General features: G+C 61.0%; 23 protein-coding genes and 2 pseudogenes. 11 read left to right on the forward strand and 14 right to left on the reverse strand.

The window, feature by feature from the left end; translation table 11 throughout:
- Positions 1 to 9: 9 nt before the first annotated feature.
- From AC3Z8Y_RS01925 to fdhA, 5 genes are all read left to right on the forward strand, one after another.
- A complete protein-coding gene (locus AC3Z8Y_RS01925; RefSeq protein ID WP_490088236.1) occupies positions 10 to 339 on the forward strand; it encodes a sarcosine oxidase subunit delta in 330 nt (109 codons plus the stop codon).
- A complete protein-coding gene (locus AC3Z8Y_RS01930) occupies positions 336 to 3,353 on the forward strand; it encodes a sarcosine oxidase subunit alpha (RefSeq protein ID WP_490088237.1) in 3,018 nt (1,005 codons plus the stop codon). Before AC3Z8Y_RS01925 ends, AC3Z8Y_RS01930 begins: the two co-directional genes overlap by 4 nt.
- A gap of 33 nt (positions 3,354 to 3,386) precedes the next feature.
- Entirely contained in the window at positions 3,387 to 4,016 is a 630-nt protein-coding gene (locus AC3Z8Y_RS01935; RefSeq protein WP_490088238.1) for a sarcosine oxidase subunit gamma, read from the forward strand.
- An 84-nt stretch (positions 4,017 to 4,100) separates the two neighbouring features.
- Positions 4,101 to 4,958: a formyltetrahydrofolate deformylase gene (purU, locus tag AC3Z8Y_RS01940; RefSeq protein ID WP_225775451.1), complete on the forward strand. Its 858-nt coding sequence runs from the start codon at positions 4,101 to 4,103 to the stop codon at positions 4,956 to 4,958.
- 143 nt (positions 4,959 to 5,101) lie between these two features.
- Positions 5,102 to 6,301, forward strand: coding sequence for a formaldehyde dehydrogenase, glutathione-independent (gene fdhA / locus AC3Z8Y_RS01945; protein ID WP_225775450.1), 1,200 nt, complete (start codon positions 5,102 to 5,104; stop codon positions 6,299 to 6,301).
- A gap of 38 nt (positions 6,302 to 6,339) precedes the next feature.
- Here fdhA and AC3Z8Y_RS01950 read toward each other — a convergent pair whose 3' ends face one another.
- The 3 genes and pseudogenes from AC3Z8Y_RS01950 to AC3Z8Y_RS01960 form a co-directional block, all read right to left on the reverse strand.
- Positions 6,340 to 6,780 (reverse strand): hypothetical protein, encoded by a 441-nt coding sequence (locus AC3Z8Y_RS01950; RefSeq protein WP_490090088.1) that lies wholly within the window; start codon positions 6,778 to 6,780, stop codon positions 6,340 to 6,342.
- 111 nt (positions 6,781 to 6,891) lie between these two features.
- Positions 6,892 to 7,179, reverse strand: a pseudogene (locus tag AC3Z8Y_RS01955) (RHS repeat-associated core domain-containing protein); the annotation flags it as partial.
- Between the two features lie 274 nt (positions 7,180 to 7,453).
- Complete coding sequence (locus AC3Z8Y_RS01960) at positions 7,454 to 7,738, reverse strand: hypothetical protein (RefSeq protein WP_490088239.1); 285 nt, start codon at positions 7,736 to 7,738, stop codon at positions 7,454 to 7,456.
- Between AC3Z8Y_RS01960 and AC3Z8Y_RS01965 the strand changes: the two are divergent.
- Positions 7,730 to 8,017, forward strand: a pseudogene (locus AC3Z8Y_RS01965) (formaldehyde dehydrogenase, glutathione-independent); the annotation flags it as partial. The gene AC3Z8Y_RS01960 and the pseudogene AC3Z8Y_RS01965 overlap by 9 nt on opposite strands.
- Positions 8,018 to 8,168: 151 nt before the next feature.
- Here the strand turns inward: AC3Z8Y_RS01965 and AC3Z8Y_RS01970 are convergent.
- Positions 8,169 to 9,023, reverse strand: a complete 855-nt coding sequence (locus tag AC3Z8Y_RS01970; protein ID WP_490088240.1) for an RHS repeat-associated core domain-containing protein — start codon at positions 9,021 to 9,023, stop codon at positions 8,169 to 8,171.
- A 188-nt stretch (positions 9,024 to 9,211) separates the two neighbouring features.
- Positions 9,212 to 9,553, reverse strand: coding sequence for a hypothetical protein (locus tag AC3Z8Y_RS01975; RefSeq protein ID WP_490089914.1), 342 nt, complete (start codon positions 9,551 to 9,553; stop codon positions 9,212 to 9,214).
- Positions 9,554 to 9,766: 213 nt separating this feature from the next.
- On the opposite strand from AC3Z8Y_RS01975, the gene AC3Z8Y_RS01980 reads away from it, so the two are divergent.
- The gene (locus tag AC3Z8Y_RS01980; RefSeq protein WP_181113369.1) at positions 9,767 to 10,330 is read left to right on the forward strand and encodes a DUF2780 domain-containing protein; all 564 of its coding nucleotides are present in this window, start codon (positions 9,767 to 9,769) and stop codon (positions 10,328 to 10,330) included.
- Here the strand turns inward: AC3Z8Y_RS01980 and yihG are convergent.
- Positions 10,327 to 11,214, reverse strand: coding sequence for a 1-acylglycerol-3-phosphate O-acyltransferase, YihG family (gene yihG, locus AC3Z8Y_RS01985; protein WP_490088241.1), 888 nt, complete (start codon positions 11,212 to 11,214; stop codon positions 10,327 to 10,329). The genes AC3Z8Y_RS01980 and yihG overlap by 4 nt on opposite strands.
- A 192-nt stretch (positions 11,215 to 11,406) precedes the next feature.
- Between yihG and rloA2 the strand changes: the two genes are divergently transcribed.
- Positions 11,407 to 11,910 carry a retropepsin-like aspartic peptidase RloA2 gene (gene rloA2, locus AC3Z8Y_RS01990; RefSeq protein ID WP_181113363.1) on the forward strand — a complete coding sequence of 168 codons (504 nt, stop codon included), beginning with the start codon at positions 11,407 to 11,409 and terminating at the stop codon, positions 11,908 to 11,910.
- A 4-nt stretch (positions 11,911 to 11,914) separates the two neighbouring features.
- On the opposite strand, the gene AC3Z8Y_RS01995 is transcribed toward rloA2, so the two are convergent.
- Both AC3Z8Y_RS01995 and AC3Z8Y_RS02000 read right to left on the reverse strand, forming a co-directional pair.
- Entirely contained in the window at positions 11,915 to 12,622 is a 708-nt protein-coding gene (locus AC3Z8Y_RS01995) for a 3'-5' exonuclease (protein WP_490088242.1), read from the reverse strand.
- Positions 12,619 to 14,556: a putative nucleotidyltransferase substrate binding domain-containing protein gene (locus AC3Z8Y_RS02000; RefSeq protein WP_490088243.1), complete on the reverse strand. Its 1,938-nt coding sequence runs from the start codon at positions 14,554 to 14,556 to the stop codon at positions 12,619 to 12,621. Before AC3Z8Y_RS02000 ends, AC3Z8Y_RS01995 begins: the two co-directional genes overlap by 4 nt.
- Positions 14,557 to 14,772: 216 nt before the next feature.
- On the opposite strand from AC3Z8Y_RS02000, the gene AC3Z8Y_RS02005 reads away from it, so the two are divergent.
- Entirely contained in the window at positions 14,773 to 15,216 is a 444-nt protein-coding gene (locus tag AC3Z8Y_RS02005; RefSeq protein ID WP_490088244.1) for a response regulator, read from the forward strand.
- 254 nt (positions 15,217 to 15,470) lie between these two features.
- Positions 15,471 to 16,805 (forward strand): OprD family porin, encoded by a 1,335-nt coding sequence (locus tag AC3Z8Y_RS02010; RefSeq protein WP_490088245.1) that lies wholly within the window; start codon positions 15,471 to 15,473, stop codon positions 16,803 to 16,805.
- A gap of 131 nt (positions 16,806 to 16,936) precedes the next feature.
- On the opposite strand, the gene AC3Z8Y_RS02015 is transcribed toward AC3Z8Y_RS02010, so the two are convergent.
- A complete protein-coding gene (locus AC3Z8Y_RS02015; protein WP_490088246.1) occupies positions 16,937 to 19,120 on the reverse strand; it encodes a malate synthase G in 2,184 nt (727 codons plus the stop codon).
- Positions 19,121 to 19,396: 276 nt separating this feature from the next.
- On the opposite strand from AC3Z8Y_RS02015, the gene AC3Z8Y_RS02020 reads away from it, so the two are divergent.
- The gene (locus AC3Z8Y_RS02020; protein WP_490088247.1) at positions 19,397 to 19,915 is read left to right on the forward strand and encodes a glycine cleavage system transcriptional repressor; all 519 of its coding nucleotides are present in this window, start codon (positions 19,397 to 19,399) and stop codon (positions 19,913 to 19,915) included.
- A gap of 206 nt (positions 19,916 to 20,121) precedes the next feature.
- Here AC3Z8Y_RS02020 and rarD read toward each other — a convergent pair whose 3' ends face one another.
- From rarD to AC3Z8Y_RS02045, 5 genes are all read right to left on the reverse strand, one after another.
- Positions 20,122 to 21,015: an EamA family transporter RarD gene (gene rarD, locus AC3Z8Y_RS02025; protein WP_490088248.1), complete on the reverse strand. Its 894-nt coding sequence runs from the start codon at positions 21,013 to 21,015 to the stop codon at positions 20,122 to 20,124.
- A gap of 50 nt (positions 21,016 to 21,065) precedes the next feature.
- Positions 21,066 to 22,040 (reverse strand): serine/threonine protein kinase, encoded by a 975-nt coding sequence (locus AC3Z8Y_RS02030; protein WP_490088249.1) that lies wholly within the window; start codon positions 22,038 to 22,040, stop codon positions 21,066 to 21,068.
- Between the two features lie 50 nt (positions 22,041 to 22,090).
- Positions 22,091 to 23,995: a PhoX family protein gene (locus AC3Z8Y_RS02035; RefSeq protein WP_490088250.1), complete on the reverse strand. Its 1,905-nt coding sequence runs from the start codon at positions 23,993 to 23,995 to the stop codon at positions 22,091 to 22,093.
- A 67-nt stretch (positions 23,996 to 24,062) separates the two neighbouring features.
- Positions 24,063 to 24,827, reverse strand: coding sequence for a TOBE domain-containing protein (locus tag AC3Z8Y_RS02040; protein WP_490088251.1), 765 nt, complete (start codon positions 24,825 to 24,827; stop codon positions 24,063 to 24,065).
- Positions 24,828 to 24,881: 54 nt separating this feature from the next.
- Complete coding sequence (locus AC3Z8Y_RS02045) at positions 24,882 to 25,619, reverse strand: ComFC family protein (protein WP_490088252.1); 738 nt, start codon at positions 25,617 to 25,619, stop codon at positions 24,882 to 24,884.
- Positions 25,620 to 25,674: the final 55 nt, after the last annotated feature.

Raw genomic sequence — 25,674 nt, forward strand, 5'->3', positions numbered from 1 at the left:
GACATCACCATGCTGCAGATCTTCTGTCCGTATTGCGCCGAAGCCCGCTCCGAAGAGGAGTTCCAGGTAGCCGGCCAGGCGCACATCCCGCGCCCGCTCGACCCTGCCGCCTGCACCGACGAGGAGTGGGGCACCTACATGTTCTTCCGCGACAACGTGCGCGGGATTCACCATGAACTGTGGCTGCACGCCACCGGATGCCGCCGCTACTTCAACATGAGCCGCGACACGGTCACCTACGAAATTTTCGAAACCTATCCGATCGGTGCCAAACCGCAGGTCACGCAAAAGCCCTCTGCGGCGCAGCCAGTGACACGCGCGCAAGGGGAAAAGGTATGAGCCAGGTCAATCGCCTGTCCAATGGCGGCCGTATCGACCGCAACAAACGGATCGAATTTACCTTCAACGGCCAGCGCTATACCGGTTTTGAAGGCGACACGCTCGCCTCGGCCCTGCTGGCCAACGGCGTGGACGTAATCGGGCGCAGCTTCAAGTATTCGCGCCCGCGCGGCATCGTTGCCGCTGGCGCCGAAGAACCCAACGCCGTGTTGCAGATCGGTGCTACCGAAGCCACCCAGGTCCCCAACGTACGCGCCACGCAGCAGGCGCTGTACGCCAACCTGGTCGCTAGCAGCACCAACGGCTGGCCGAACGTGAACAACGACTTGATGGGCATCCTCGGCAAGGTGGGCGGCAAGCTTATGCCCCCGGGCTTCTACTACAAGACGTTCATGTACCCGCAATCCTTCTGGATGACCTACGAGAAGTACATCCGCAAGGCCGCCGGGCTGGGCCGTTCGCCGACCGAGATCGACCCCGACAGCTACGACTACATGAACCAGCACTGCGATGTGCTGATTGTGGGCGCGGGCCCGGCCGGGCTTGCAGCGGCACTGGCGGCGGCACGCAGCGGCGCGCGGGTGATCCTGGCGGACGAGCAGGAAGCGTTCGGCGGCAGCCTGCTGGACACTCGGGAAACCCTCGACGGCAAGCCCGCGGCCGAGTGGGTCGCCACCGTTCTGGCTGAACTGAGCGGTATGGCGGACGTGACCCTGTTGCCCCGTTCCACGGTCAATGGTTACCACGACCATAACTTCCTCACCATTCACCAGCGCCTTACCGACCACCTGGGCGAGCGCGCGCCGATCGGCCAGGTGCGCCAACGCGTTCACCGTGTGCGGGCCAAACGCGTGGTACTGGCCACCGGTGCCCATGAGCGGCCGCTGGTGTACGGCAACAACGATTTGCCCGGCAACATGCTGGCCGGGGCAGTTTCCACCTACGTGCACCGCTACGGCGTGGCGCCCGGCAAGCAACTGGTACTGGGCACCAACAACGATCATGCCTACCGTGCGGCGCTGGACTGGATTGATGCAGGCCTGCAAGTGGTGGCCATCGCCGATGCCCGCCCCAACCCGCGGGGTGCGCTGGTGGAAGAAGCTCGCGCCAAGGGCGTACGAATCCTTACCAGCAGCGCGGTGCTCGAAACCCGCGGTACCCGCCGGGTAACCGGGGCCCGGATCGCTGCCATCGACGCCAAGGCCATGAAAGTCCTCAGCCCTGGCGAATGGCTGGAGTGCGACCTGGTGGCGAGCTCCGGTGGCTACAGCCCTGTGGTTCACTTGGCGTCCCACCTGGGCGGGCGCCCGATCTGGCGTGAAGACATCCTTGGTTTCGTACCGGGCGAAGCGGCGCAAAAGCGTGTCTGCGTAGGTGGCATCAATGGTGTGTACCCGCTGGGCGACGCCTTGGCGGACGGCTTTGAAGGTGGCGCGCGGGCTGCTGCGGAAGCAGGCTTCAAGATCGTGGAAGGCGTGGTGCCGGCCGCTGTGAGCCGGCATGAGGAGCCTACCCTGGCGCTGTTCCAGGTGCCACATGACAAATCCACCGCACGGGCACCTAAGCAGTTCGTGGACCTGCAGAACGATGTGACCGCGGCGGCGATCGAGCTGGCCACCCGCGAGGGCTTCGAATCCGTGGAGCACGTGAAGCGCTATACCGCGCTGGGCTTCGGTACCGATCAGGGCAAGCTGGGCAATATCAACGGCCTGGCCATCGCGGCGCGGTCACGTGGCATCTCCATCACCGAGATGGGCACTACCATGTTCCGCCCCAACTACACGCCGGTGACCTTCGGCGCGGTGGCTGGGCGCAACTGCGGGCATTTGTTCGACGCCGTGCGCTTCACCGCGCTGCACGCGTGGCACGTGAAGCAGGGTGCAGAGTTCGAAGACGTGGGCCAGTGGAAGCGCCCTTGGTACTTCCCGCGCCGTGGCGAAGACCTGCACAGCGCCGTGGCACGCGAATGCAAGGCTGTGCGTGACAGCGTGGGCCTGCTCGACGCCTCCACCCTTGGCAAGATCGACATTCAGGGCCCGGATGCCCGTGAGTTCCTGAACCGCGTGTACACCAACGCCTGGACCAAGCTGGACGTGGGCAAGGCGCGCTACGGCTTGATGTGCAAGGAAGACGGCATGGTGTTCGATGACGGCGTGACCGCCTGCCTGGCCGACAATCACTTCCTGATGACCACTACCACCGGTGGCGCGGCGCGCGTGCTGCAGTGGCTGGAGCTGTACCACCAGACCGAATGGCCGGAGCTGAAGGTGTACTTCACCTCGGTCACCGACCACTGGGCCACCCTTACGCTGTCGGGCCCCAACAGCCGCAAGCTGCTCAGCCACGTCACCGACATCAACCTGGACAAGGAAGCGTTCCCCTTCATGACCTGGCAGGAAGGCAAGGTCGCTGGCGTGCCGGCGCGTGTCTTCCGCATCTCGTTCACGGGTGAGCTTTCCTACGAAGTGAACATCCAGGCCGACTACGCCATGGGCGTGCTCGAAGCCATCGTCGAAGCCGGCAAGGCCTACAACCTCACGCCGTATGGCACCGAGACCATGCACGTACTGCGGGCAGAGAAGGGCTTCATCATCGTGGGTCAGGACACGGATGCTTCCATGACGCCGGACGACCTGAACATGGGCTGGTGTGTAGGCCGTACCAAACCCTTCCCGTGGATCGGTTCGCGCGGCATGAGCCGCGAAGATTGCGTGCGTGAAGACCGCAAGCAATTGGTAGGCCTCAAGCCGGTTGACCCTAACCGCGTACTGCCTGAAGGCGCGCAACTGGTGTTCGATCCCAAGCAGCCGATCCCCATGGACATGGTGGGCCACGTAACCTCCAGCTACATGAGCCCCACGCTGGGCCGTTCCTTCGCGATGGCTGTGGTGAAAGGCGGGCTCAAGCGCATGGGCGAAAAGGTGTGGGCCCCGCTCGCCGACGGCAGCGCCATCGAAGCGGAGATCTGCGGTTCAGTGTTCGTGGACCCTAAAGGCGAGCGGCAGAACGTATGACCGGCACCCACGACATTTTTGAAGGGCTTTGAAATGAGCACAGCCAACGTATACCAACAGCGCCCCGATGCCCCGGTGAAGGCCGAGAGCCCTTTGCATCACGCCGACCTTGCCAGCCTGATTGGCAAGGGCAGGGCGAGCGCGGGCGTAACGCTGCGGGAAAAGAAACTGCTGGGCCACCTCACCCTGCGCGGCGATGGCAACAATCCCGCATTCGCGAGTGGCGTTCACAAGGCGCTCGGCCTGGAATTGCCTGTCGCCCTTACCGTTCTCGGTAGCGGCGACACTACCTTGCAATGGATGGGGCCGGACGAGTGGCTGTTCATTTGCCCACGCGGTGAGGAGTTCGCCGCTGAGCAGCGCTTGCGCGAAGCGCTGGCCGGGCAGCACATCCAGGTGGTGAACGTGAGTGGTGGGCAAACCGTACTGGAACTGACGGGGCCGAAGGTCCGTGAGGTGCTGATGAAATCCACCAGCTACGATGTACATCCAAACAACTTCCCCGTGGGCAAGGGTGTGGGGACGGTGTTCGCCAAGTCGCAGCTGATCATTCGCCGCATGGGCGAGGACACCTGGGAACTGGTGATCCGCCGCAGCTTCGCCGATTACTGGTGGCTGTGGCTGCAAGATGCCAGCGCGGAGTATGGGCTGGCTGTGGTGTAGGAGTGGGCGTAAGCCCGCGAACAACTGATCTACCCCCGTTCGCGGGCTATCGCCCGCTCCTACGGCTTTTTTACGGAGAACCCCATGAGCCGCGCCCCTGATACCTGGATACTCGCCGCCGACTGCCCCAGCCGGCTCGGCACGGTGGACGCGGTCACCCGCTACCTGTACGAGCAGGGTTGTTACGTCACCGAGCACCATTCCTTCGATGACAGGCTCTCCGCTCGGTTTTTCATCCGCGTGGAATTTCGCCAGCCTGAAGGCTTCGATGAACAGGGCTTTCGCGCCGGGCTGGGTGAGCGCGTATACGAGTTCGGCATGCGCTTCGAGCTCACCGCGCCGCAGTATCGGCCCAAGGTGGTGATCATGGTGTCCAAGGCAGACCACTGCCTGAACGACCTGCTGTACCGCCAGCGCATCGGGCAGCTGCCCATGGACGTGACGGCGGTGGTTTCCAATCACCCCGACCTTGAGCCCCTGGCGCGCTGGCATGACATTCCGTACTACCACTTCCCCCTGGACCCGGCCGACAAGCCAGCCCAGGAACGCAAAGTGATGGAAGTGGTGGAAAGCACGGGTGCCGAGCTGGTGATTCTCGCTCGGTACATGCAAGTGCTCTCGCCCGAGCTCTGCCGGCGGCTGGATGGCTGGGCCATCAACATCCATCACTCCCTGCTACCCGGCTTCAAAGGCGCCAAGCCTTACCATCAGGCCTACAACAAGGGCGTGAAACTGGTGGGCGCCACGGCGCATTACATCAACAACGACCTGGACGAAGGGCCGATCATTGCGCAAGGCGTGGAAGTGGTAGACCACGCCCATTACGCCGAAGACCTGGTCGCCAAGGGCCGAGACATCGAATGCCTCACCCTGGCCAGAGCAGTGGGTTATCACATCGAGCGGCGGGTGTTCCTTAACGCCAACCGTACTGTCGTTCTGTAGGCGCCTTTCACTTCGTAGGAAGCGGGGGCCGGCCATCCGGCGAAGCGCGCTAATAGGTTTTTACCCCTATTCGCGAGCTTCGCCCGCTTCCTACCGGTAAGGATCCTACAGCCAACAAAACAACAATAGCGAGGTGAACGAGCATGGCTGACAATCGTGGTGTGGTGTACCTGGGGACCGGCAAGGTCGAGGTGCAATCCATCGCATATCCCAAGATGCAAGACCCGCGCGGGCGCAAGATCGAGCATGGGGTGATCCTGCGTGTGGTTTCCACCAACATCTGCGGCTCGGACCAACACATGGTGCGCGGCCGTACCACTGCCCAGGTTGGGCTTGTGCTCGGTCACGAAATCACTGGTGAAGTGATCGAAAAAGGCAGCGACGTCGAAAACCTGCAACTGGGTGACCTGGTATCTGTGCCGTTCAACGTGGCGTGCGGCCGTTGCCGCTCATGCAAGGAGCAACACACCGGCGTATGCCTGACCGTGAACCCGGCCCGTGCTGGCGGCGCTTATGGTTATGTGGACATGGGTGACTGGACCGGCGGCCAGGCCGAATACGTGCTTGTGCCGTATGCCGACTTCAACCTGCTCAAGCTTCCTGATCGCGACAGGGCCATGGAGAAAATCCGCGACCTCACCTGCCTCTCGGACATTCTGCCCACCGGCTACCACGGGGCGGTCACCGCAGGCGTTGGGCCTGGCAGTACCGTATACGTGGCCGGCGCCGGCCCGGTTGGCCTTGCCGCTGCCGCCTCGGCTCGTTTGCTGGGCGCCGCCGTGGTGATCGTGGGCGACGTGAACCCCACTCGCCTGGCCCATGCCAAGGCCGTAGGCTTCGAGATCGCCGACCTGAGCCAGGACACCCCGTTGCATGAGCAGATCGCCAACCTGCTGGGCGAGCCGGAAGTGGACTGCGCGGTAGACGCCGTAGGCTTCGAAGCGCGCGGCCATGGCCATGCAGGCGCTCAGCAGGAAGCCCCGGCCACTGTGCTTAACTCCTTGATGCAAATCACCCGGGTGTCCGGAAAGATCGGTATTCCTGGCCTTTACGTCACCGAAGACCCGGGCGCCCACGACGCGGCGGCCAAGGTGGGTGCATTGAGCATTCGCTTCGGCCTGGGCTGGGCGAAATCCCACAGCTTCCATACCGGCCAAACCCCGGTGATGAAGTACAACCGCCAACTCATGCAAGCCATCATGTGGGACCGCATCAACATCGCCGAAGTGGTAGGGGTGCAGGTGATCAGCCTCGACCAGGCGCCGCAGGGTTACGGCGAGTTCGATGCCGGCGTGCCGAAGAAGTTTGTGATCGATCCGCATCGGTTGTTTAGCGCGGCTTGAAAGCCAGCAGCGCGCCTACCTGATAGGCGCGCTTCAACTCACCGGTAGAAGCTTACGGGGTAAAACCATTCAGGGCTATATTCCACGTCAGCACGCCTTTTGATTACATAGATCTCACCCTGGATGTCATAGCCACCGGCTGGGTTTTCACGGAATGTTCTCCCCGATGCCCGGGCCGCTGAAAGGTCACCCACATCATTTCTGATGACCACATCGCCACGAAATGCTTTCACCGCTAAACCCGTGCGTTCTGCAAGCACCTGCGGGATGCGGGGTTTTCCAGAAAACGGGTGGAGCTCTGCGGAGCAACAGCTTAGCAATCGTATGTACCTATAGTCTTGAAAGTTTACGTTTTTTTCTAGTAAGGCTTCGTATAATGTATCTCCATCCGCTGCTATGTTTCCTAGTTTAACTGAGCCAGGGCGACCATGCGCATTGATATTAAGCCGCCGGTATCCTTTGAATAAATCATCATGCACGCTTATTTCTGGAGCAATCGACCGAACATTATATGTCCACCCTCTAGTCGGCAGCGGCAGAGACTCAGAAAGCATGCGTGTTATTGGTTTGAACATGGCACCGTTTGGGTCTGCCCGGTTCACAGGGTCTGCTTGTACATAAACGTAAGAGTTAAGACCTCCCGATCGGAACGGGCTGTAGTGATCAGGCTTCGTGAACCTCATAAGAGAAGGACAGTACGCTCGATAACCGTTACCAAGGATATAGAATGCGTTTTGTGTTTCCGCCAGCTGTCCGTTAAACAGAAGCCGAGAGTGCGGTCTTACTGTCCTGCCGTAGGGAGAATAGACGGAACGGCTCCAGGGAAGCGTTGACAAGACCGATTGACTGGAACCGCATGCTAATAAGGTCATGGCCATTTATAACTCCGGGATTTGCTCGCCATCACCATGGGTCATCGTTTCTGATGGGGGTAGCTAGTAATCTGCTAGCTTGCGCTTGGATTTATCTGTTTTTATGAGGGGCGGTCGGCCTAGGTACTGTTCCCTCTGCTTGCTGGCGCCACCGTGGTGCCTGTGGGTGACATAAACCCGACCCGCTTGGCCCACGCCAAGGCATAAGGCTTCAAGACGAGAAATAAACAGGTCGCTGCACCGGCGCGAGCAGGGCTGGCGGAGGATCAACTGGCAATCGTCAGGCCCGAAAACTCCAGACGATTTCTACAACGCGCGCTGAAATCACGACATAAAACACAACGATCAGTATCTGAAGAACCAGGTGATAGCGCAGCTTGCCCAATCGACGAACGCCGTCGCTGATATTCAGAATCATCAACACGGCCGAGACCGCAATAATCCCCCAACCGGCCACGTTTGTAGCGACCGGGCTCAAGAACACTCGATGGTCGGTTTGTATGGCGTTGGTGCCTGCTGCGAATAACAGCGCGCAAAGCACCCTATTCTTGAAGCTGTCGAACACCCGGGTGTCCACGACGCTGCCGCCAAGGTGGGAGCATTGAGCATTCGCTTCGGCCTGGGCTGGGCAAAATCCCACAGCTTCCATACCGGCCAAACCCCGGTGATGAAGTACAACCGCCAACTCATGCAAGCCATCATATGGGACCGCATCAACATCGCCGAAGTGGTAGGGGTGCAGGTGATCAGCCTCGACCAGGCCCCGCAGGGCTACGGCGAGTTCGATGCCGGTGTGCCGAAGAAATTCGTGATTGATCCGCATCGGTTGTTTAGCGTGGCTTGATTGCAGTAACTGGCCGGTAGCGTGAAAAGAGCAAAGCCTACGACCTGATATTTCTGGTTGCAGGCTTTGCCTGACTGTTCATTACCGTCATTACGACTAGACGCCCTCAGGCGCTGAGGCTGTATTGCCTCTCGGGGGGCGGCAGTAGATGTTAAGGGTCAAAATAAACCGGATTAGCGAGACCTTTGGACCATTTTGCAATGGTATGGCTAGTTTTGAAATTAAAGGTACCGTCTTTATTTTTACGGATAAACAACTTGGATCTGGCAGGGGACTCGATGTCGTACGGAAAAAGCAGGTGAGCTGTAACCACCCCTTCGTAAGATTTAGTACGTAGCCCGGTACCCTCTGCCACGACCTTGCCAATTGGCCTGCCAATCTCGGGTATATTACCTGAATAACACGTTATCGTTCTCGCCGTTTTGTATAAACTAAGATCAAGGTTCTGGTTAAAAATTAACGGCATCATCTCCTCGGGATTTCGCACCACGTTCTTTCTAATCTCGACAGCGGATTTGCCATGCTGAAAATCGCCATGGGCTACAATATTCAGTCGCCTGCCTTTCCCGGTAAAGTCATCAAAGGTATATAAGCTATCGGTAATCAATCTCACATTTTTGGTCTTGCCTAGCCCTAACTCATCTAAGTCAAAACCGATCCAGCTTGATATCCTTTTTCTGAATGTCTTGAAGAGCTGAGGAAATTTTCCGTTCGTGTCGTGATAATTCACCGGGTCTTGGGCTGCGTAGCCGTAAGCATTGATCCCTCCCTTGCCGAAGGGGCTGAACTTATCCGGCGAGCTGAACCGGCCCAGTGTTGGAAAATACGGCCTGTAGCCGTTCCCAAAGAGGTACATCTGCCCGCTACGCTCCTTCCATTGGCCGTTCAGGCTGGTTGAGGTAGCTGACGGTCCGCACCAACCGAAGGGTAGGTAGCGCCGTCTGGATTGGCCTTCGCTGAGCACGGTTTGACTGTGAGCACAGCTAAGCATGATCAGTTCGCGCACGATACTTTTCTCCAGAAAGCAGGGAATGAGTCGAACATGCTGATCACATTCGGTAAACCTGGCAAAACGCTAGGTAGGGAGCATTTTGAGGGAGCTTAGCGTTTCCTGGGCCTCGCCCAGTTAGTCGGCTGCGCCGGGCCATCGGTGCACTGAGCGGGCAGGGGTGGTAAAAGATCACCTGGTAATCGTCATGCCCGAAAACTCCAGACGATTTCTATAACGCGCACAGAAATCACGACGTAAAACACAACGATCAGTATCTGTAGAACCACGTGATAGCGCAGCTTGCCCAGTCGACGAACGCCGTCGCTGATATTCAAAATCATCAGCACGGCCGACACGGCAATGATTCCCCAACCTGCCAGGTTGGTAGCGACCGGGCTAAAGAACACTCGATGGTCGGTTTGTATGGCGTTGGTGCCTGCTGCGAATAACAGCGCGCAAAGCACCATATTCTTGAAGCTGTCGAACACCCGGGTATTCAGGTCGTTGTCGAGCAGATCCAGGTAGCGCGTCCAGTATTTTTTCAATGCCATGACTCCCATCGGGCCGGCCTTCCGGCATCCCGGTTTGACCGGTGATTATAGGCCATGCTGGGTTACGGTCTGGATGGGCGGTGCACCTGTCCCGTCCCGGTTCGCCAGCTGCGCCGACTCCTACAAATTGGCCTGACAGACCAGCGGTTGAACCCTTTGGCTGTCTCGCGTCCAATGAGGGTATTTTGTATCAGGAGCGGTAAACCGATGCGTATGTCCCCCAGCCTGCTGGCTTTTTCCTTTGCCCTCGTGGCAAGCCAGGCCATGGCTTTCAACTTGAACGACGCGGTCAACGCTGCGTCCACTCTGCAAAACGGCAACCAGAACGGTGCGCCGGTAGCCGCCGCGGCGCCAGCGGCAGGCCTGCTCAATACCCTGGGCACCCAGCTGAAAATCACCCCTGAGCAGGCCATCGGTGGCACCGGTGCGATGCTGGGGTTGGCCAAGAATCAACTGCCGCAATCGCAATACACCGAATTGACCAAATCCGTACCCGGGCTGGACAAGCTCTCCGGCAATAACGCGTTGGGCGGCCTGGTAGGGCTCAGCGGGTTGATGGGCAAGGCAGACAGCAACAAGGCAAGCGCGCTGAACAATGCCCTCACCAATGTGAAAACCACTCAGGACATGAACAGTGCGTTCAGCCAGCTGGGCATGAACAGCGGAATGGTGACGCAGTTCGCGCCAATCATCCTTCAATACCTGGGCCAGCAAGGCGCCAGTGGCTCCGCCTTGCAGAGCCTTGCCTCGGTGTGGGGCACCCAGCCTTAACCGTGCCGTGCCCGCAGCGCTTCGATGCGGGCATCCTTCTCTGCCCACAGCTGGTTGATCCAGCCCTGAACATGCTGGCGGAACGCGGGATCGTTTTCGTAATCGCCCTGCACCAACGCCGCGTCAATGGCCCTGGATTGAATGTCGATGATCACCTTGGGCACGCGCCCGCACAGCAGGTCCCAGAACCCGGGTATGCGCTGGCTGGGGTACACCACTGTTACATCGAGCAGCCGATCGAGCTGTTCGCCCATGGCTGCCAGCACGAACGCCACGCCGCCGGCCTTTGGCTTGAGCAGGTGGCGGAACGGTGATGCCTGCTGGTCATGCTTGGCCTGGGTAAAACGCGTGCCTTCCAGGTAGTTCACCACCGTCACGGGCTGGCGCTTGAACAGTTCACAGGCCTTGCGGGTGATTTCCAGGTCCTTGCCACGCAGCTGCGGGTGCTTGTCCAGGAATGCCTTGCTGTAGCGCTTCATGAAGGGGTAATCCAATGCCCACCATGCCAGGCCCAGCAAAGGTACCCAGATCAACTCCTTCTTGAGGAAGAACTTGAAGAACGGCGCGCGGCGGTTGAACGCCTGGATCAACGCAGGAATGTCTACCCACGATTGATGATTGCAGACCACCAGGTACGAGGCGTCCAGGTGCAGGGCTTCAAGGCCGCGGATATCCCAGCGGGTAGGGGTGCATAGCGCAAAGATTGCCTTGTCGATTTCTGCCCACGTTTCGGCGATCCACATCACTCCACGTGAAGCGCTGTCGCGCAAGGCGGCGGGCGCGATCAGCTTGAGCAAAGCGAGGATGATCAGCGGGCCGATCAGCACCAACGTGTTGAGCAACAGCAGCGAGGCGGTAAGGCAGCCTTTAAGCAGGTGGAGCATGGAAAAACTCGTATGCATGGTCAGGGCCGCAATGATACGGGCCCGCCGTGGCCGCGCCAAATACAGACGGCTGAGCGGGACTTCACCAAATTTTTACTTTTTGTAAAGGGCATAGCCCTTACCTTAGGCGTTTGGCGAACTAATGCAGGTGCCGGAATCTAACTCCTCGCGCCCCTGAAAAGGAATGAACACGTGAAAGCTGTCTTTGCCCTGCTGTCCTTGCTGTCGCTCTCCGCCATGGCCGCCGAGCCAACGCTGTATGGCCGCTACGAGTACTTCAAGTTGCCGGAAATCGGGCAAACCCTCAAAGCCAAGATGGACACCGGGGCGCTTACGGCCTCGCTGTCGGCCCGCAATATCGAAACCTTCACCCGCGATGGCGAAGACTGGGTGCGTTTTCGCCTGGCTACCCGGGACGCGGATGGCAAGGTATACGAGCACAAGGTCTCGCGCATGAGCCGGATCAAAAGCCGCGCCGATGAAAACGAAGGCGAAGAAGAGAGCGTGGAGGTCGCCCACCGCCCGGTGATCGACCTGGAGCTGTGCCTGGGGGACGTGAAGCGCACCATCGAGGTCAACCTCACCGACCGCAGCGGCTTCAATTATCCCTTGCTGATTGGCGCCAAGGGCTTGCGCGAATTCGATGCCGCGGTGAATCCAGCGCGGCGTTATGTGGCGGGCCAGCCTGAGTGCTGAGGAGTCAGAAACGCGGCTGATGCTGTAGCCGGTGCCAGCGCGCCAAGGCCTCAAGCAGGGCCATTGGCGTGGCCAGCCCTTGCCGACGTGCCCGGCTGAACAGCATCAGCGCAAGCTCGGCGGTGAGCAGGGCATCGGCGCTGGCGTTATGGCGCTCACCGGTTTGCAAGCCGAACTGGCCTGCCCAGTCATCCAGGCTGTGGTTGTGGGTGGCCAACTCAGGGCACAGAAGTGGGGCTACCTGCGCAAGGTCTATGAAGGGCGCGTCCCACTGCAACCCAAGGGTAAGCTTGATCGCTCGGCTCAACATGGCTTGATCGAAGCTGGCGTGAAAGGCCAGCAGCGGGCGGCCCTGCAACCATTCGAGAAAGCCCAGCAATGCCTCGGCGGGCGGCGTTCCCTTGGCCACTGCGGAGGGGCTGAGCCCGTGGATCAACACGCTTGGCCCGGGCTTGCTCCAATTGACGGCCAAGGTGCATTCGAACCCTTGCCCGAGCGGAATAATCTGGCCCTCCAGCGCAACCGCGCCAATGGCCAACAGCTGATCCTTTTGCGGGTGCAGGCCTGTGGCCTCGACGTCTACCACGGCCCAGGCCTGCAGCTCCAACGGCGTGCGTCCCAGCTGTGCAAAAGGAGCGATGGCCGCCAGGCGCCGCGTTTGTTCTGGTGAAAGCGTTGGCGGCCGTGGTTTGAACCGGTCGAACAGGCTCATAGCTGGTACCGTGCTGCAAGGCTGGCTTGCAGCCGCTGAGCCTGACGCAGGGACTCACGCAATATGCGCCGGTCCAGCTGGTTGAGCGTATCGGGGTCCAGACGGTTGGACCACGGCAAGTGTTCCCGGCTCTGGGCTTGGTGATGTTGCAGCCGCAGTTGCTGAATGAACGCATACGCCTCCTCGTAGGCGGCTGCATCCTGGGCGTCGATAATGCCCCGCTGGGCCAGCTGGCGAAGGCGCTCTACCGTGGGCGTGGCACTGATGCCATTGGCCAGGGCCAGCAGCCGGGCGCCGTCGACGAAGGGCCCCAGGCCCTGTGTTTTCAGGTCCAGGGTAGCGGTGCGCTCGCTGCCCTTGCGCGCCAGCACAAACTCCCGAAAGCGGCCCACTGGCGGGCGCTGGCGCAAGGCATTGCTGGCCATCATCCGCTGGAAAATGCCGTTATCCGCCACTTGCGCCAATAGCCGCTGCTGCAACCAGAAACCCGGCTCCGGGTCACCCCACACCGTTCGCACGTCGAAAAAGATGCTGGAAGCCAGCAGGTTTTCAGGGGTGGTTTCTCGCACAAAGGCCCCGAAGCGTCGCGACCATTCGGCGCGTGAAAGGCACAGTTCCGGGTTGCCGGCCATCACGTTCCCGGCACAGAGGGCAAAGCCGCAGTGGGCGAGCGCCTGGTTGATCTGGTGGGCCAGGGGCAGCAACTTGCCGCGCAACTCTGCGGCGTGCACGGCATCGTCGGCTTCAAACAACAGGCCGTTGTCCTGATCGGTATACAAGGTTTGCTCGTGCCGGCCCTCGCTGCCGAAGCTGAGCCAACTGAACGGGACGCCGGGATCGCCATACGCCGAAACCGTAAGCTCGATCACGCGGCATACGCTGTGGTCATTCAGCAGCGTCACGATCCGGGTGATTTGAATGGACGATGCGCCAAACGCAAGCATTCGCTCTACCAGCGGGCCGATGTCCTGGCGGATTGCAGTAAGGCTGTCGAGTGTTGGCGCGGTGCGGATGGCCCTGGCCAGGTGTACCAGGTCCACGCGCTGAAGCGAAAACAGGTCCCGCTCGGAGATCACGCCACATAGCCGCCCGTCCTTCACCAGGCACACATGGGCGATGTGCCGCTCGGTCATCGCCAGCGCGGCTTCAAAGGCGGTGGCGTCCGGTGACAGCGTGAACGGGGCGGTTACCATCCGTTCCGCTATAGGCTGGTTGAAGTTGGCGTCAGTCTGAGCCACAAGCTCGCGCAAATCGCGCAGGGTGAAAATGCCCACGGGCGCCTGCTCGGCATCCACCACCACAATGCTGCCCACTTGCTGCTCGTGCATGGCCTTGACCGCGAGCCTTACGGGCAGGCTGCTGTCGCAAGTCACGGGGTGGCGCAGGGCAAGATCGCCCAAGCGAGTGTTCAGTGAGTACTGGCTGCCGAGGGTTTCCGCGGCTTGCCGGCGCACTTGCCGATTGACCTGGTCCAGCAAGCTGCTGACGCCGCGCAAGGCGAAGTCTCTGAAGGGCGCTGACAGGGCAAACAGATGGATGAAGCTCGCTTTGGGCAGCCGCAGGCAAAAGGTGTCGTCACCCGCCAGGTGCTCGGTACGGGTAGCCCGCTCGCCCAGCAGCGCGGCCAGGGGGAAGCATTCGCCGCTGGCAATCTCGAAGGTGGTCTCGTTGCCGGCGCCAGCGCTTCTAGGGCGCTCACCCACCACACGGCCCTGTTTGACGATGTAGAAGTGCTCTACCGGGCCTTCATCAGGTTTGAGAATGCTTTCGCCGCTGGCGTAGAAGCGCAGGTGGCATTGTTCCACCAGGTAAACCAGGTGTGCCTGTTCCATCTGGCTGAAAGGCGCAAAGCGCTGGAGGAACTGCAGCGTGCCGTGCACGTTCTGCAGAACTGCGGTTTTTCCTGCCTGAACGTACGCGTCTGCCTTGCTCATGGTGTGTATCGTTTTTTTTATGTTCTGTGGTCATCGTCCGCCCGCTGGCTACTGCTGCCCATTGGACGTAAGTAGTAGGTATCGCTTGTGAAATATGCTTTTTTCCCGTTGGCAACCCGGGGGCTATGCTTCACCTTATGCACCCGACCTTGTAGGGCCGTGGCAGTTAGCCACGGCCTGTGGTCGTATGTTTGCATGTGACGGATGGCGAGGCTGATGTCTGATCTGGATATCCTCAGCGACGAGGAACGCGAGGCGCTCAATGAGCTTTTACGGGTGCCCACACTGGCGCCCCTGCGTGCGCTGGTGGTGGACGACGATCCGGATTCCCGCGACCTGCTAGCCGAAATACTCGCCTTGCACGGTATCGAGTGCACCACGGCGAGCAATGCCAGCACCGCGTTCGCCCTGCTGATGCAAGACCGTGGGCTGGGCTTGCTTATCACTGACTTGCGGATGTTTCCCGCCACGGGGCTGGACCTGATTCGGCAGATCCGCGAATCGGAGCGGGCTGCCCTTCCGATCATCATCATTTCGGGTGACGCTGCGGTGCAGGACGCGATCGAGGCCATGCATCTGAGCGTGGTGGACTTTCTTTTGAAGCCCATCGATGCCCACCAGTTGCTGCAGCTGGCCCGTCGAGAATTAGGTATTAGCTGAGAAATTTTAAGATTTATTGGCTATAACCATGTGCCTGCGCAGCCACAGCCGAAAAAATAAAAAATAGTTATAAAACAATGATCTATTGAGGCGTTTCCTGCTTGAGTTGCGAGCAACAGGTGGCACTGCCGCCGAAAAATACCCCTTCGAGGTGCAACCTTTGTTGCAACTCCTGCAAGGCACCGTTGCAAAGGCTGTATCGGTGCTGATATCTATGCTCCCGCAAAAATTAGAAACACAATGGGGAGCACCAAATGACCGTTAGCAACAAGGCCGCGCTTGGCGCGTTCGCCGTACTCAGCGCAAGCCTCCTGCCTTCGCTGGCACACGCCGATTTCATCAAGGACAGCAAGGCCACGCTGGCACTGCGTAACTTCTATTTCAACAATGATTATCGGGAGCAAACCTCCAGTGCCGGCAGCAAGCTGGCTGAGTGGGGGCAGGGGTTTGTGCTGGATTACAAGTCGGGATACACCGACGGCACCGTAGGCTTTGGCCTGGATGCGCAGGCACTGCTCGGGTTGACCTTGGACAGTGGCAGCGGCCGCCACCAGGGCAGCAGCATGATCCCGTCCGAGTCCAATGGTGACCCGGAGGATTCCTGGAGCCATGTGGGCGTGACCGGGAAAGCGCGTTTCTCCAAGACCGAAGTGCGCTACGGCAATCTGCAACCCAAGCTGCCAATCCTTGTTTCCAACGACGGTCGTGTACTGCCGCAAACCTTCGAAGGCGGCATGATCACCTCTAATGAAATCGACAAGCTCAAGTTGATAGCAGGTCGTCTCGAACATGCGGTGGGTCGCGCTTCCACCAACCGCACTGGGTTGGCGGTATCAGGTGGTACCCAGGAGAGCAACGAGTTCTGGTTCGGCGGCGGTGACTACCTCGTCAACGACCAACTGACCGTGCAGTACTACTACGCCAACCTTGAGGACTACTACAAGCAGCACTTCGCGGGCCTGGTACATGTGTACCCGATCAACAAGGACTCCTCGTTCAAGACCGACCTGCGTTACTTCAAGACCGACGCAGACGGCGCCAACGACTCGGCCGCCGGCCGTACCGCGGGCTACAAGCTGGGCGGCTACAGCAACGGCACCAACGGCAAGATCGACAACGATACCTGGAGCGCGATCTTCACCTACAGCCTGGGCGGCCATGCGTTCACGGCCGGTTACCAGAGCGTGTCGGACAACAGCAACTTCACGCAGTTGAATCAGGGCAGCCTGGCCAACGAAGGCGCTACCGGCACCAGCGTGTACCTGTTCACCGACCGATTGATCTCCAGCTTCATCCGTGCCGGCGAGCAAACCCGCTTCGGGCAGTACGCCTATAACTTCAGCGAGGTGGGCGTACCCGGCCTTACCGCCTCGGTCACCTACCTCAAAGGTACCGGCATCGAGGCCACCAGTGGCGGTAACACCAAGGAATGGGAACGCGACATCGCCGTTGACTACGTGATCCAGAGCGGCTCGTTCAAGGGCGTAGGCTTCGGCTGGCGTAACGGCATGCTGCGCACCGACGTGAGCGGCGACTACGACCAGGACCAGAACCGCCTGATCGTGAGCTACACCCTGCCGTTGTTGTAATAGAAGGCCCGGCCCGCTACGGGCCGGGCCGAACGCTGTAGCAGCCCGCCTTAACGGCGACCGGCCCGACAGGGCCGCTTGTGTCGGGGCGGCTTCGTCGCGAGCAGGCCAGCGTGGCCCGCCCTTCGCTGCTACAGGGTGGTGCGCTGTTGGGCCTTGTACTCCCGGCGCCGGCGGTGCAACACCGGTTCGGTGTAGCCATTGGGCTGTTTGGCGCCTTCGAGTACCAGCTCCAGCGCGGCCTGGAACGCGATGTTGCCATCGAAGCCCGGGGCCATTGGCCGGTAGGCCGGGTCGTTGGCGTTCTGCCGGTCTACTACCGGCGCCATCCGCTTCAGGCTTTCCACTATCTGAGCCTCCGTCACCACGCCATGGCGCAACCAGTTCGCCAACAGCTGGCTGGAAATGCGCAGCGTTGCGCGGTCTTCCATCAGGCCGATGTCGTTGATGTCCGGCACCTTGGAACAGCCCACGCCCTGGTCGATCCAGCGCACCACATAGCCGAGAATGCCTTGTGCGTTGTTATCCAGTTCATTGCGGATCTCATCCGCCGACCAGTCGGTGTTCGGCGCCAAGGGAATGCTCAGGATGGCGTCCAGTGAAGCGCGTTCACGCGTGGCCAGTTCGGCCTGGCGCGCGAAGACATCCACCTGGTGATAGTGCAGCGCATGCAAGGTGGCGGCGGTAGGCGAGGGTACCCAGGCGGTATTGGCGCCGGCTTTCGGGTGGGCAATCTTCTGCTCCAGCATGGCAGCCATCAGGTCTGGCATGGCCCACATGCCCTTGCCGATCTGCGCACGCCCTTGCAGGCCGCAAGCCAGGCCAACATCCACGTTCCAGTTTTCGTAGGCCGCGATCCAGGGCTGCGCTTTCATCTCGGCCTTGCGCACCATCGGGCCGGCTTCCATGGAGGTATGGATCTCGTCCCCGGTGCGGTCCAAGAAGCCTGTGTTGATGAACACCACGCGTTCCCGTGCGGCCTGGATGCACGCCTTCAGGTTTACGGTGGTACGCCGCTCCTCGTCCATGATGCCCATTTTCACGGTATTCGCAGGCAGGCCGAGTACGCCTTCCACGCGGACGAACAGCTCATTGGCAAAGGCCACTTCTTCCGGGCCGTGCATCTTCGGCTTCACGATGTACACCGAGCCGGTGCGGCTGTTGCGGCGGCTCCCGTTGCCTTTCAGGTCGTGGGTTGCCGCCAGGCTGGTGAACAGGGCGTCGAGAATCCCTTCCGGCACTTCGTTCCCGTGTTTGTCGAGCACGGCATCGATGGTCATCAGGTGGCCAACGTTGCGCACGAACAACAGCGAACGGCCGTGCAGGGTGAGCTCGCCGCCGCTTGCGGTGCGGTACACCCGGTCCGGGTTCATGGTGCGAGTGAACACCTTGCCCTGTTTGCTCACCTGTTCGGCCAGGTCGCCTTTCATCAGGCCAAGCCAGTTGCGGTAAACGATGACCTTGTCGTCCGCGTCCACGGCGGCAACCGAGTCTTCACAATCCATGATGGTGGTAAGCGCCGATTCCACCAGTACGTCTTTCACGCCCGCCGCGTCGGTCTGGCCGACAGGGCTTTGCGCGTCGATCTGGATTTCGAAGTGAAGCTGGTTGTGCTTGAGCAGCACGCCGGTGGGCGCCTCGGTGTTGCCCAGGAACCCTGCAAACTGCTCAGGGGCGGCCAATCCCACGCGTTCTCCGTTGGCCAGCGAAACCACCAGCGCATCGCCTTCAATGACATAGGCGGTAGCGTCGGCATGGGAACCGCTCGCCAAGGGCGCCGCTTGATCAAGGAAGGCCTTGGCAAAGGCGATTACCTTGGCGCCACGTGCCGGGTTATAGCCGCTGCCTTTTTCTGCGCCTTCGGCCTCGCTGATGGCGTCGGTGCCGTAAAGCGCGTCGTACAACGAGCCCCAGCGCGCGTTGGAGGCGTTCAAGGCGAAGCGCGCGTTCATCACCGGTACCACCAACTGCGGCCCGGCGAGGCGGGCGACCTCTTCGTCTACGCCTTGTGTTGTGGCGTGGAAGTCGGCCGGCTCTTCCAGCAGATAGCCAATCTCCTTCAAAAAGCTTTTATACGCGACCGGATCGTGCGGCTGGCCTTGACGTTCGCGATGCCAGCCGTCCAGCGTTGCCTGCAGCGCATCACGGCGCGCAAGCAGCGTGCGGTTCTTTTCGCCCAGCTCATGGATCACCCGATCGGCCCCGGCCCAAAACGCCTCGGCAGTAACGCCGCTGCCTGGAATGGCTTCGTTGTTCACGAAGTCCAGCAGTACCCTGGCAACCCGCAGGTCGCCTACGTTGACGTAATCGGTCATTGCTTGCCTCACTCTGTGCCAGTGGCGTCGAAGGACGAAATGGGTGTTATGTAGTGCTTTTTTCGCGATACTACATGAGCTGTTCCATAAGGCAAAACAAGACTGAACAGTCACGCTCCAAGGCTCTGTGGAAGCCGTTGCCGCCTCGCCGCCCAAGCATAACCCGGACAGTCGCCAGGCTGAAGTTTCTTGTCTGGTTGGTCAACAAATTACCTGGCATCAGCGGTATCGCCCTACAGGCCTATACTAGCGGTTCACTTCACAGGGAGACGCACCGTGGACCAACTGGTATTGACCGTATTGGCCCAGGACAAGGCCGGGCATGTGGAGCGCATCGCCAATTGCGTCGCCGAGCACCATGGCAACTGGCTCGAAAGCCGGATGGCACGAATGGCAGGGCAGTTCGCGGGCATTCTGCGGGTGGACGTGCCCGCCGCGAATCGAGCGGAACTGGTGGAAGCCCTCCAGCAACTGAGCACGCACGGTATACGGGTACTGGTGGAGCAAAGCAGCAGCGCCCAGAGCGAAGTGCTCAAGCGCGTGATCCTGAGCGTAACGGCCAATGACCGGCCCGGCATCGTGCGGGACATTTCCCGGGTGCTTGCCGCGCAGGGTGTGAACGTGGAGCGTTTATCCACAGACGCATCGCCCGCGCCAATGACCAATGAATTGCTGTTCACAGCCGAAGCCCAGTTGGCCGTACCAGAAACGGTCAACCTCGAAGTGCTGCAGGAAAGCCTGGAGGCGCTGGCGGATGAGTTGATGGTGGATTTGAAGCTGCGGCCCGAGCCTTGAAGGTTATTCATGGAAAACTTGAACGGGGCTGTGGATAAGCTGGGGGGTGACGGCTGCAGGCCAACAGTGGCGCGGGCTTCAGCGAACCGATCAAAAAACGAGCAATTTCAGGGGCTTGTGCACAAACCGCGTGGACCAGCCTGTGGATAAGCTTGGGAGACTCCTCTGAAAGCCACGCGGGCCAAGGCTTTCAGAGGGTTGATCATTTAATGACCAGCATTTCGGCGTAGTACTTGATACACGTCGACGCTATAAACAGCCAGCGCCAGCCAGATAAAACCAAAGGCCGTCAGGTTCGCCGCGCTGAGATGTTCGTCGTAAAAGGTCACTGCCAACAGCAATACCAGCGTAGGGGCTACATACTGGAGAAAGCCCAGTGTGGCGTAGGGTAAGTTGCGGGCTGCTGCGGTAAAGCACAGTAAAGGCACCAGCGTGACGGGGCCCGCTGCAACCAGCAGCAGCGCCACCGGTGTGCTCCAGAATGCGGGCTGGGCGGTCATGGCGTTGCTATGTAGCAGCAACCAGCCGAGTGCCAACGGCAGCAGCATCCAGGTTTCCACCAGCAAGCCTGGCAGGGCGGGTACCGGCGCCTGTTTGCGGATCAGCCCATAAAAGGCAAAGCTCAGCGCCAGCGCCAACGACACCCACGGCAGGCTGCCCACCAGCCACAATTGCTGCACTACACCGATAACCGCCAGGCCAACCGCCACCCACTGCAGGCGGCGTAGCCGCTCCCCCAGCAGCAACATCCCGAGCAGGACGTTTACCAACGGGTTGATGTAGTAGCCAAGGCTGGCCTCGAGCATGCGGCCATTGTTTACGGCCCACACGTACACCAGCCAGTTGCCAGCAATCAGGGTGCCGCTGGTCATGAGAATCAGAAACCGCTTCGGGTTATCCACAAGCGCTTTCCACCAACCCGGGTGCTTCCACACAAGGATGGTGACGACCGCAAATACGGCCGACCACAGCACGCGCTGGACGATGATTTCCATCGAGGGAACGCTTTGCAGGGTTTTGAAGTAGATGGGGAACAGCCCCCAGGTGATGTAGGCAATCAGGCCCAATACGTACCCGCGCCGCGGGTTGGCGGTTTGCATGGTGCTTCCTTGTGGTTTCTTGTGGTTCTACGGTGTTACGGGTGGGGCATTCAGAACAGCCGTAGCGGTTCTTCATTCAAGGCCGCGAGCTGCTCGCGCAGGGCCAGCACCTGGTCACCCCAATAGCGCTCGCTCCCGAACCAGGGAAAGCTGCGAGGGAACGCCGGGTCGTCCCAGCGGCGCGCCAGCCACGCGCTGTAATGCAGCAGGCGCAGGGCCCGCAGGGGTTCGATGAGGTTGAGCTCGCGTGGGTCGAAGTCGTTGAACTCGTTGTAGCCGTCCATCAGTTCGGCCAGCTGGCCGAGCTTTTCGTGTCGCTCGCCGGCCAGCATCATCCACAGGTCTTGAACGGCCGGGCCGGTGCGGCAGTCATCCAGGTCCACGAGGTGGAACACTTCTTCCCGGCACATGATGTTGCCGGGATGGCAATCGCCGTGCAGGCGAATGCTGGTGAACCGCGTGCTGGCAAATACAGCCTCGACCCGCTCCAGCAAATCCCGTGCTACCGAGGAATAGGCAGGCAACAGGCTTTTGGGGATAAACCCTCCATCCAGCAACGTGGCAAGGGAAGCACTGCCGAAGTTATCCACCGTTAGCGCTTCGCGTGCCTGGAAAGGGCGGCTGGCGCCTACCGCATGCAGGCGGCCCAGCAACTGCCCGAGGCGGTAGAGCTGGTCAAGGTTGCCAGGCTCCGGCGCCCTGCCGCCACGGCGGGGAAATAGCGCGAAACGAAAGCCGGCGTGCTCGAACAGGCTCACCCCGTCGCGCACCAAGGGCGCCACCACGGGCACCTCGCAGTCAGCCAGCTCAGCGGTGAACGCGTGTTCTTCCAGAATTGCCGCATCGCTCCAGCGGCCAGGCCGGTAGAACTTGGCGATCAGCGGCTCGCTGTCCTCGATCCCGACCTGATACACGCGGTTCTCATAGCTGTTGAGGGCCATTACACGCGCATCGCTCAGGTACCCGATGCTTTCGATGGCATCAAGTACCCGGTCGGGCGTAAGTGTGTCGAAGGGGTGGGACATTTCAGCTCCTGGGTGCGCCTGGCTTCACATGGTAGCGCAGACGCCTGTGCTCAGGTGCCTATCAATCCGCCGTCTTCACGGGTAATGACCATTACGGACGAACGCGGCTTGCCGTTGGGCAGGTGCTCGGGGAACGTCGAGCCGCCGTTTTCGCCGGGGTGCTGGATGCCTACGAACATCGTGCGGTAGTCGGGCGCGAACGCGATGCCGGTCACCTCACACCCTACTGGGCCTACCATGAAGCGGCGGATTTCACCGGTAGCCGGGTCAGCCGCCAGCATCTGGTTATTGCCCATGCCGGCGAAGTCGCCCGTGTTGCTCATGTCGCCATCGGTCAGTATCCATAGGCGGCCGCTGGCGTCGAAGCCCAAGCCATCGGGGCTGTTGAACATGTTTAGCGCGGTAATGTTCGCGGAGCCACGCTTGGCGCCGTCCGGGTGGGCAGCCGGGTTGCCCGCCACCACGAACAGGTCCCACTCGAACGCCAGGGCCCCGTGGTCATCGGCCTGGGGCTTCCAGCGCAGGATCTGCCCATACACGTTTTTCTCCCGAGGGTTGGGCCCGCCTACCGGCTGGCCGTCTTCGCCACGCTTGATGTTATTGGTAAGCGTGCAATACACCTGGCCGTCCAACGGGCTGACCACTATCCACTCGGGGCGGTCCATGCGTGTAGCCTTCAATGCCGTAGCGGCAAGCCGCGCATGTACCAGCACCTGGGCCTGGCTGGCGAACCCGCTGGCGGCGTCCAGCCCGGGCTGACCATGGGTAAGCGCTACCCATTCACCCTTGCCTTTGGGATGGTTCGCGTCGCCATTGCCCGCATCGAAGCGCGCCACATACAGCGTGCCGTGATCGAGCAAGTCCCGGTTGGCCGCGGGATTGGCAGGGTCGATCCGGTCACGGCTCACAAACTTGTAGATGAACTCGCCGCGTTCGTCATCGCCCATGTACACCACGGCGCGGCCATCGCGGGTTGCACTCACGGCCGCGTTTTCATGCTTGAAGCGCCCAAGGGCCGTGCGTTTCACCGGCGTGGACTTCGGGTCGAACGGGTCGATTTCCACCACCCAGCCGTGGCGGTTCAGTTCATTGGGGGTGCGTGACACATCAAAGCGTTCGTCGTGAGGGTGCCAGCCGATCTCCTTGCTGGCCGGGGCCAGGCCGTAACGCTTCTGCGCCGCGTCCAGTGGCTGATCGGGCTGGGTGCAGCCGAAGCAGTCGGTGAAGTTCTCTTCGCACGTAAGGTAGGTGCCCCAAGGGGTTTTGCCATTGGCGCAATTCTGGAAGGTGCCCAACACCTTCACGCCGCTGGGGTCGACGGCGGTCTTGAGTAACGCATCGCCGGCTGCCGGGCCACTGAAGCGCAACGGGCTGTTGCCATGGATTCGGCGGTTGTAGGGGGAGCCCTGCACGAATTGCCAGCGGCCGTCCTGACGGCGTACTTCGATCACCGAAACGCCTTCCACGGCCAGTGCCTTCTGCACCTCGGCGGCTGAACCAGGCATGCCGCCGTGCTCGAACAGGTAGCGGTAGTTGGTGTATTCGTTATTGATGGCCATCAGGGCGCGGTTGGGGTCGTCCGGGAACGGAAAGAAACTCATACCGTCGTTGTTGTCGCCAAACTGGCGGGCATGGGTGTCCGCATCGGCACGGCCACTGGGGTCGAACGCAGGGCTGTCGGCATGCAAGGGCTGGCCCCAGCTGATAAGCACCTGGGCCTGGTAGCCCGGCGGGAGCGTGACGGTGTCGGTGGTGGCGGCGGTGATCGGGTCGAAGCCCAGCAAGGCGCTGCCGGCCTTTTCCACAGCCTGGGCCAGCGTGCTGCGAGCCAGTAGGCCGCCGCCTAAAAACATCGCAGCCCCGCATAGCGCGCCGGCACCGATGAAGCGCCGGCGGCTCAGGCCTACGTATCGCTCCAGATCAGTGGGGCGGTTATCTTCTTGATAGTGTTCCATGGTCAGGCTCCCGGCGGTTCAGCCAGCCACGTTAACCATGCACGATGAAGTTTTTGTTACTTAAGTTTCAGAAAGGCCGGCCCAGCAACACCGAGCCGGGCTCGAAGCTGACGGCAACCTGGGTACCGTTTTCCAGGCCAAGCGTGTGCCGGGTGGTGTTATCCACAAGCGCGCACAGGGTTTGCCCGTTGGGGAGGTTCATCCGTACTTCGCTGGAGCCGGCGTCGGTTGGCTCGATGGATTCGACCTGGGCGGCCAACCGGTTGGCCGTTGCGTCGCAGGGGGCATGCAGATCATGCACAGTCAGCCAGCCGGCTTTCATCAGGGCTACCACGTGGGCGCCGGGGGTGAGGTGCAGCCGATGGGTGCTCTCACGGGTAATGGCCGCGCAGATGTGCAGGCCCCCGCCGAGGTCCAGACGAACCCGATCGTGCGCGCCATCTTCCTCGACGCAAGCCACGGTGCCTGCCAGCTGGTTGCGTGCGCTGGTCTGGAGCATCAGCCGGCCTAGCAGGTCGAGGTCGGCACTGTCCTCGGCGGCTTCGAGCACCTGCGCCTGCAAGGCTTGCAGCCGCTGATACAGGCGCAACAGGCGCTGGCCTTCTTCGCTTAGGCGCGCGCCGCCGCCACCTCGGCCGCCAACGCTGCGCTCGACCAGAGGCCGGGCGGCGAGGTTGTTCAATTCATCGATCGCATCCCACGCGCCCTTGTAGCTCAGCCCTGCGGCCTTGGCGGCCCGGGTGATCGAACCCTGTTCGGCGATGTGCTGCAACAGGGCAATGCGCTGCGGGCGATGGGACAGGTAATGGGACAATGCGGCAGGTAGCGACATGGTAACGGTACGAGAGGGGCAAAGCCGAGACCTTGCGCCCCTGCCTTCGAGCCGTCAAGCGCAGGGCGGCGCTGGCGTGCGGGCCAGGCAGTACACATCTACCCGGCTAGCCCCGGCCTGGCGCAGCAGCGTGGCAAGCGCCTTTACCGTCGCGCCGGTAGTAACCACGTCATCCACAAGCGCCAGGTGCAACCCTTTCACCGTGGCCTCCGGTGCCAGGGAAAAAGCGCCCTGCAGGTTGCGTTGGCGCTCCGCCAGGTTCAAACCCTGCTGGGAGCGGGTGTCGCGCGTGCGCAATAACATACGGCTATCCCCCGTGAGCCCCAGCGCAGCGGCCAGCCACTCGGCCAGCAGCTGCCCTTGATTGAAGCCACGGCTTCGCAGCCGCCGCGCCGACAGCGGAACCGGCAGCAAACGGTCGGGCCGCGGCAGGCCTTCGGCATAACGGTGGTCGAGCCAGGCCGCCATCCGATGGCCGAGCAGGTGGCCCATGGGCCGGTCTGCCTGATGCTTGAAGCGTTTGATCGCGGCATCCAGCGGAAAGTCATACGTCCAGGGTGTTTCCACGCATTCGAATGGGGGCGGTGACCATTGGCAGGCTGAACAGGCGGGGCCGTCGAAAACCAGCGGCAGCGCACAGTGTACGCACGCGGCACCCGCCCACGGCAGGTCGCCTTCACAGCCGCTGCACAGTGGATAGGGGTTGTCGCCCTCACCCCCGCACAGATAACAGCGTTGATTAAATTTTGAGCATATGTCGACCAACAGGTCGCGTAGCGGTTGACAGCGCATAAGGCCTTCCTTGACCATTTGTTTCATACCGTGACCCGCCCGGCGTTCGCCTGGG

The organism is Pseudomonas sp. 3MAES_34.3B (genome assembly GCF_058145875.1).

Excerpts from the sequence above, each read along its gene's own strand:
- AC3Z8Y_RS02015 (WP_490088246.1), bottom strand. The coding sequence starts at position 19,120 with ATGACCGATTACGTCAACGTAGGCGACCTGCGGGTTGCCAGGGTACTG.
- AC3Z8Y_RS02000 (WP_490088243.1), bottom strand. The coding sequence starts at position 14,556 with ATGAGCAAGGCAGACGCGTACGTTCAGGCAGGAAAAACCGCAGTTCTG.
- yihG (WP_490088241.1), bottom strand. The coding sequence starts at position 11,214 with ATGCTCCACCTGCTTAAAGGCTGCCTTACCGCCTCGCTGCTGTTGCTC.
- AC3Z8Y_RS01980 (WP_181113369.1), top strand. The coding sequence starts at position 9,767 with ATGCGTATGTCCCCCAGCCTGCTGGCTTTTTCCTTTGCCCTCGTGGCA.
- AC3Z8Y_RS02045 (WP_490088252.1), bottom strand. The coding sequence starts at position 25,619 with ATGCGCTGTCAACCGCTACGCGACCTGTTGGTCGACATATGCTCAAAA.
- fdhA (WP_225775450.1), top strand. The coding sequence starts at position 5,102 with ATGGCTGACAATCGTGGTGTGGTGTACCTGGGGACCGGCAAGGTCGAG.
- AC3Z8Y_RS02030 (WP_490088249.1), bottom strand. The coding sequence starts at position 22,040 with ATGTCCCACCCCTTCGACACACTTACGCCCGACCGGGTACTTGATGCC.
- AC3Z8Y_RS01930 (WP_490088237.1), top strand. The coding sequence starts at position 336 with ATGAGCCAGGTCAATCGCCTGTCCAATGGCGGCCGTATCGACCGCAAC.
- AC3Z8Y_RS02010 (WP_490088245.1), top strand. The coding sequence starts at position 15,471 with ATGACCGTTAGCAACAAGGCCGCGCTTGGCGCGTTCGCCGTACTCAGC.
- AC3Z8Y_RS01925 (WP_490088236.1), top strand. The coding sequence starts at position 10 with ATGCTGCAGATCTTCTGTCCGTATTGCGCCGAAGCCCGCTCCGAAGAG.
- AC3Z8Y_RS02035 (WP_490088250.1), bottom strand. The coding sequence starts at position 23,995 with ATGGAACACTATCAAGAAGATAACCGCCCCACTGATCTGGAGCGATAC.
- AC3Z8Y_RS01935 (WP_490088238.1), top strand. The coding sequence starts at position 3,387 with ATGAGCACAGCCAACGTATACCAACAGCGCCCCGATGCCCCGGTGAAG.
- rarD (WP_490088248.1), bottom strand. The coding sequence starts at position 21,015 with ATGCAAACCGCCAACCCGCGGCGCGGGTACGTATTGGGCCTGATTGCC.
- AC3Z8Y_RS02005 (WP_490088244.1), top strand. The coding sequence starts at position 14,773 with ATGTCTGATCTGGATATCCTCAGCGACGAGGAACGCGAGGCGCTCAAT.
- AC3Z8Y_RS02040 (WP_490088251.1), bottom strand. The coding sequence starts at position 24,827 with ATGTCGCTACCTGCCGCATTGTCCCATTACCTGTCCCATCGCCCGCAG.
- AC3Z8Y_RS01995 (WP_490088242.1), bottom strand. The coding sequence starts at position 12,622 with ATGAGCCTGTTCGACCGGTTCAAACCACGGCCGCCAACGCTTTCACCA.
- purU (WP_225775451.1), top strand. The coding sequence starts at position 4,101 with ATGAGCCGCGCCCCTGATACCTGGATACTCGCCGCCGACTGCCCCAGC.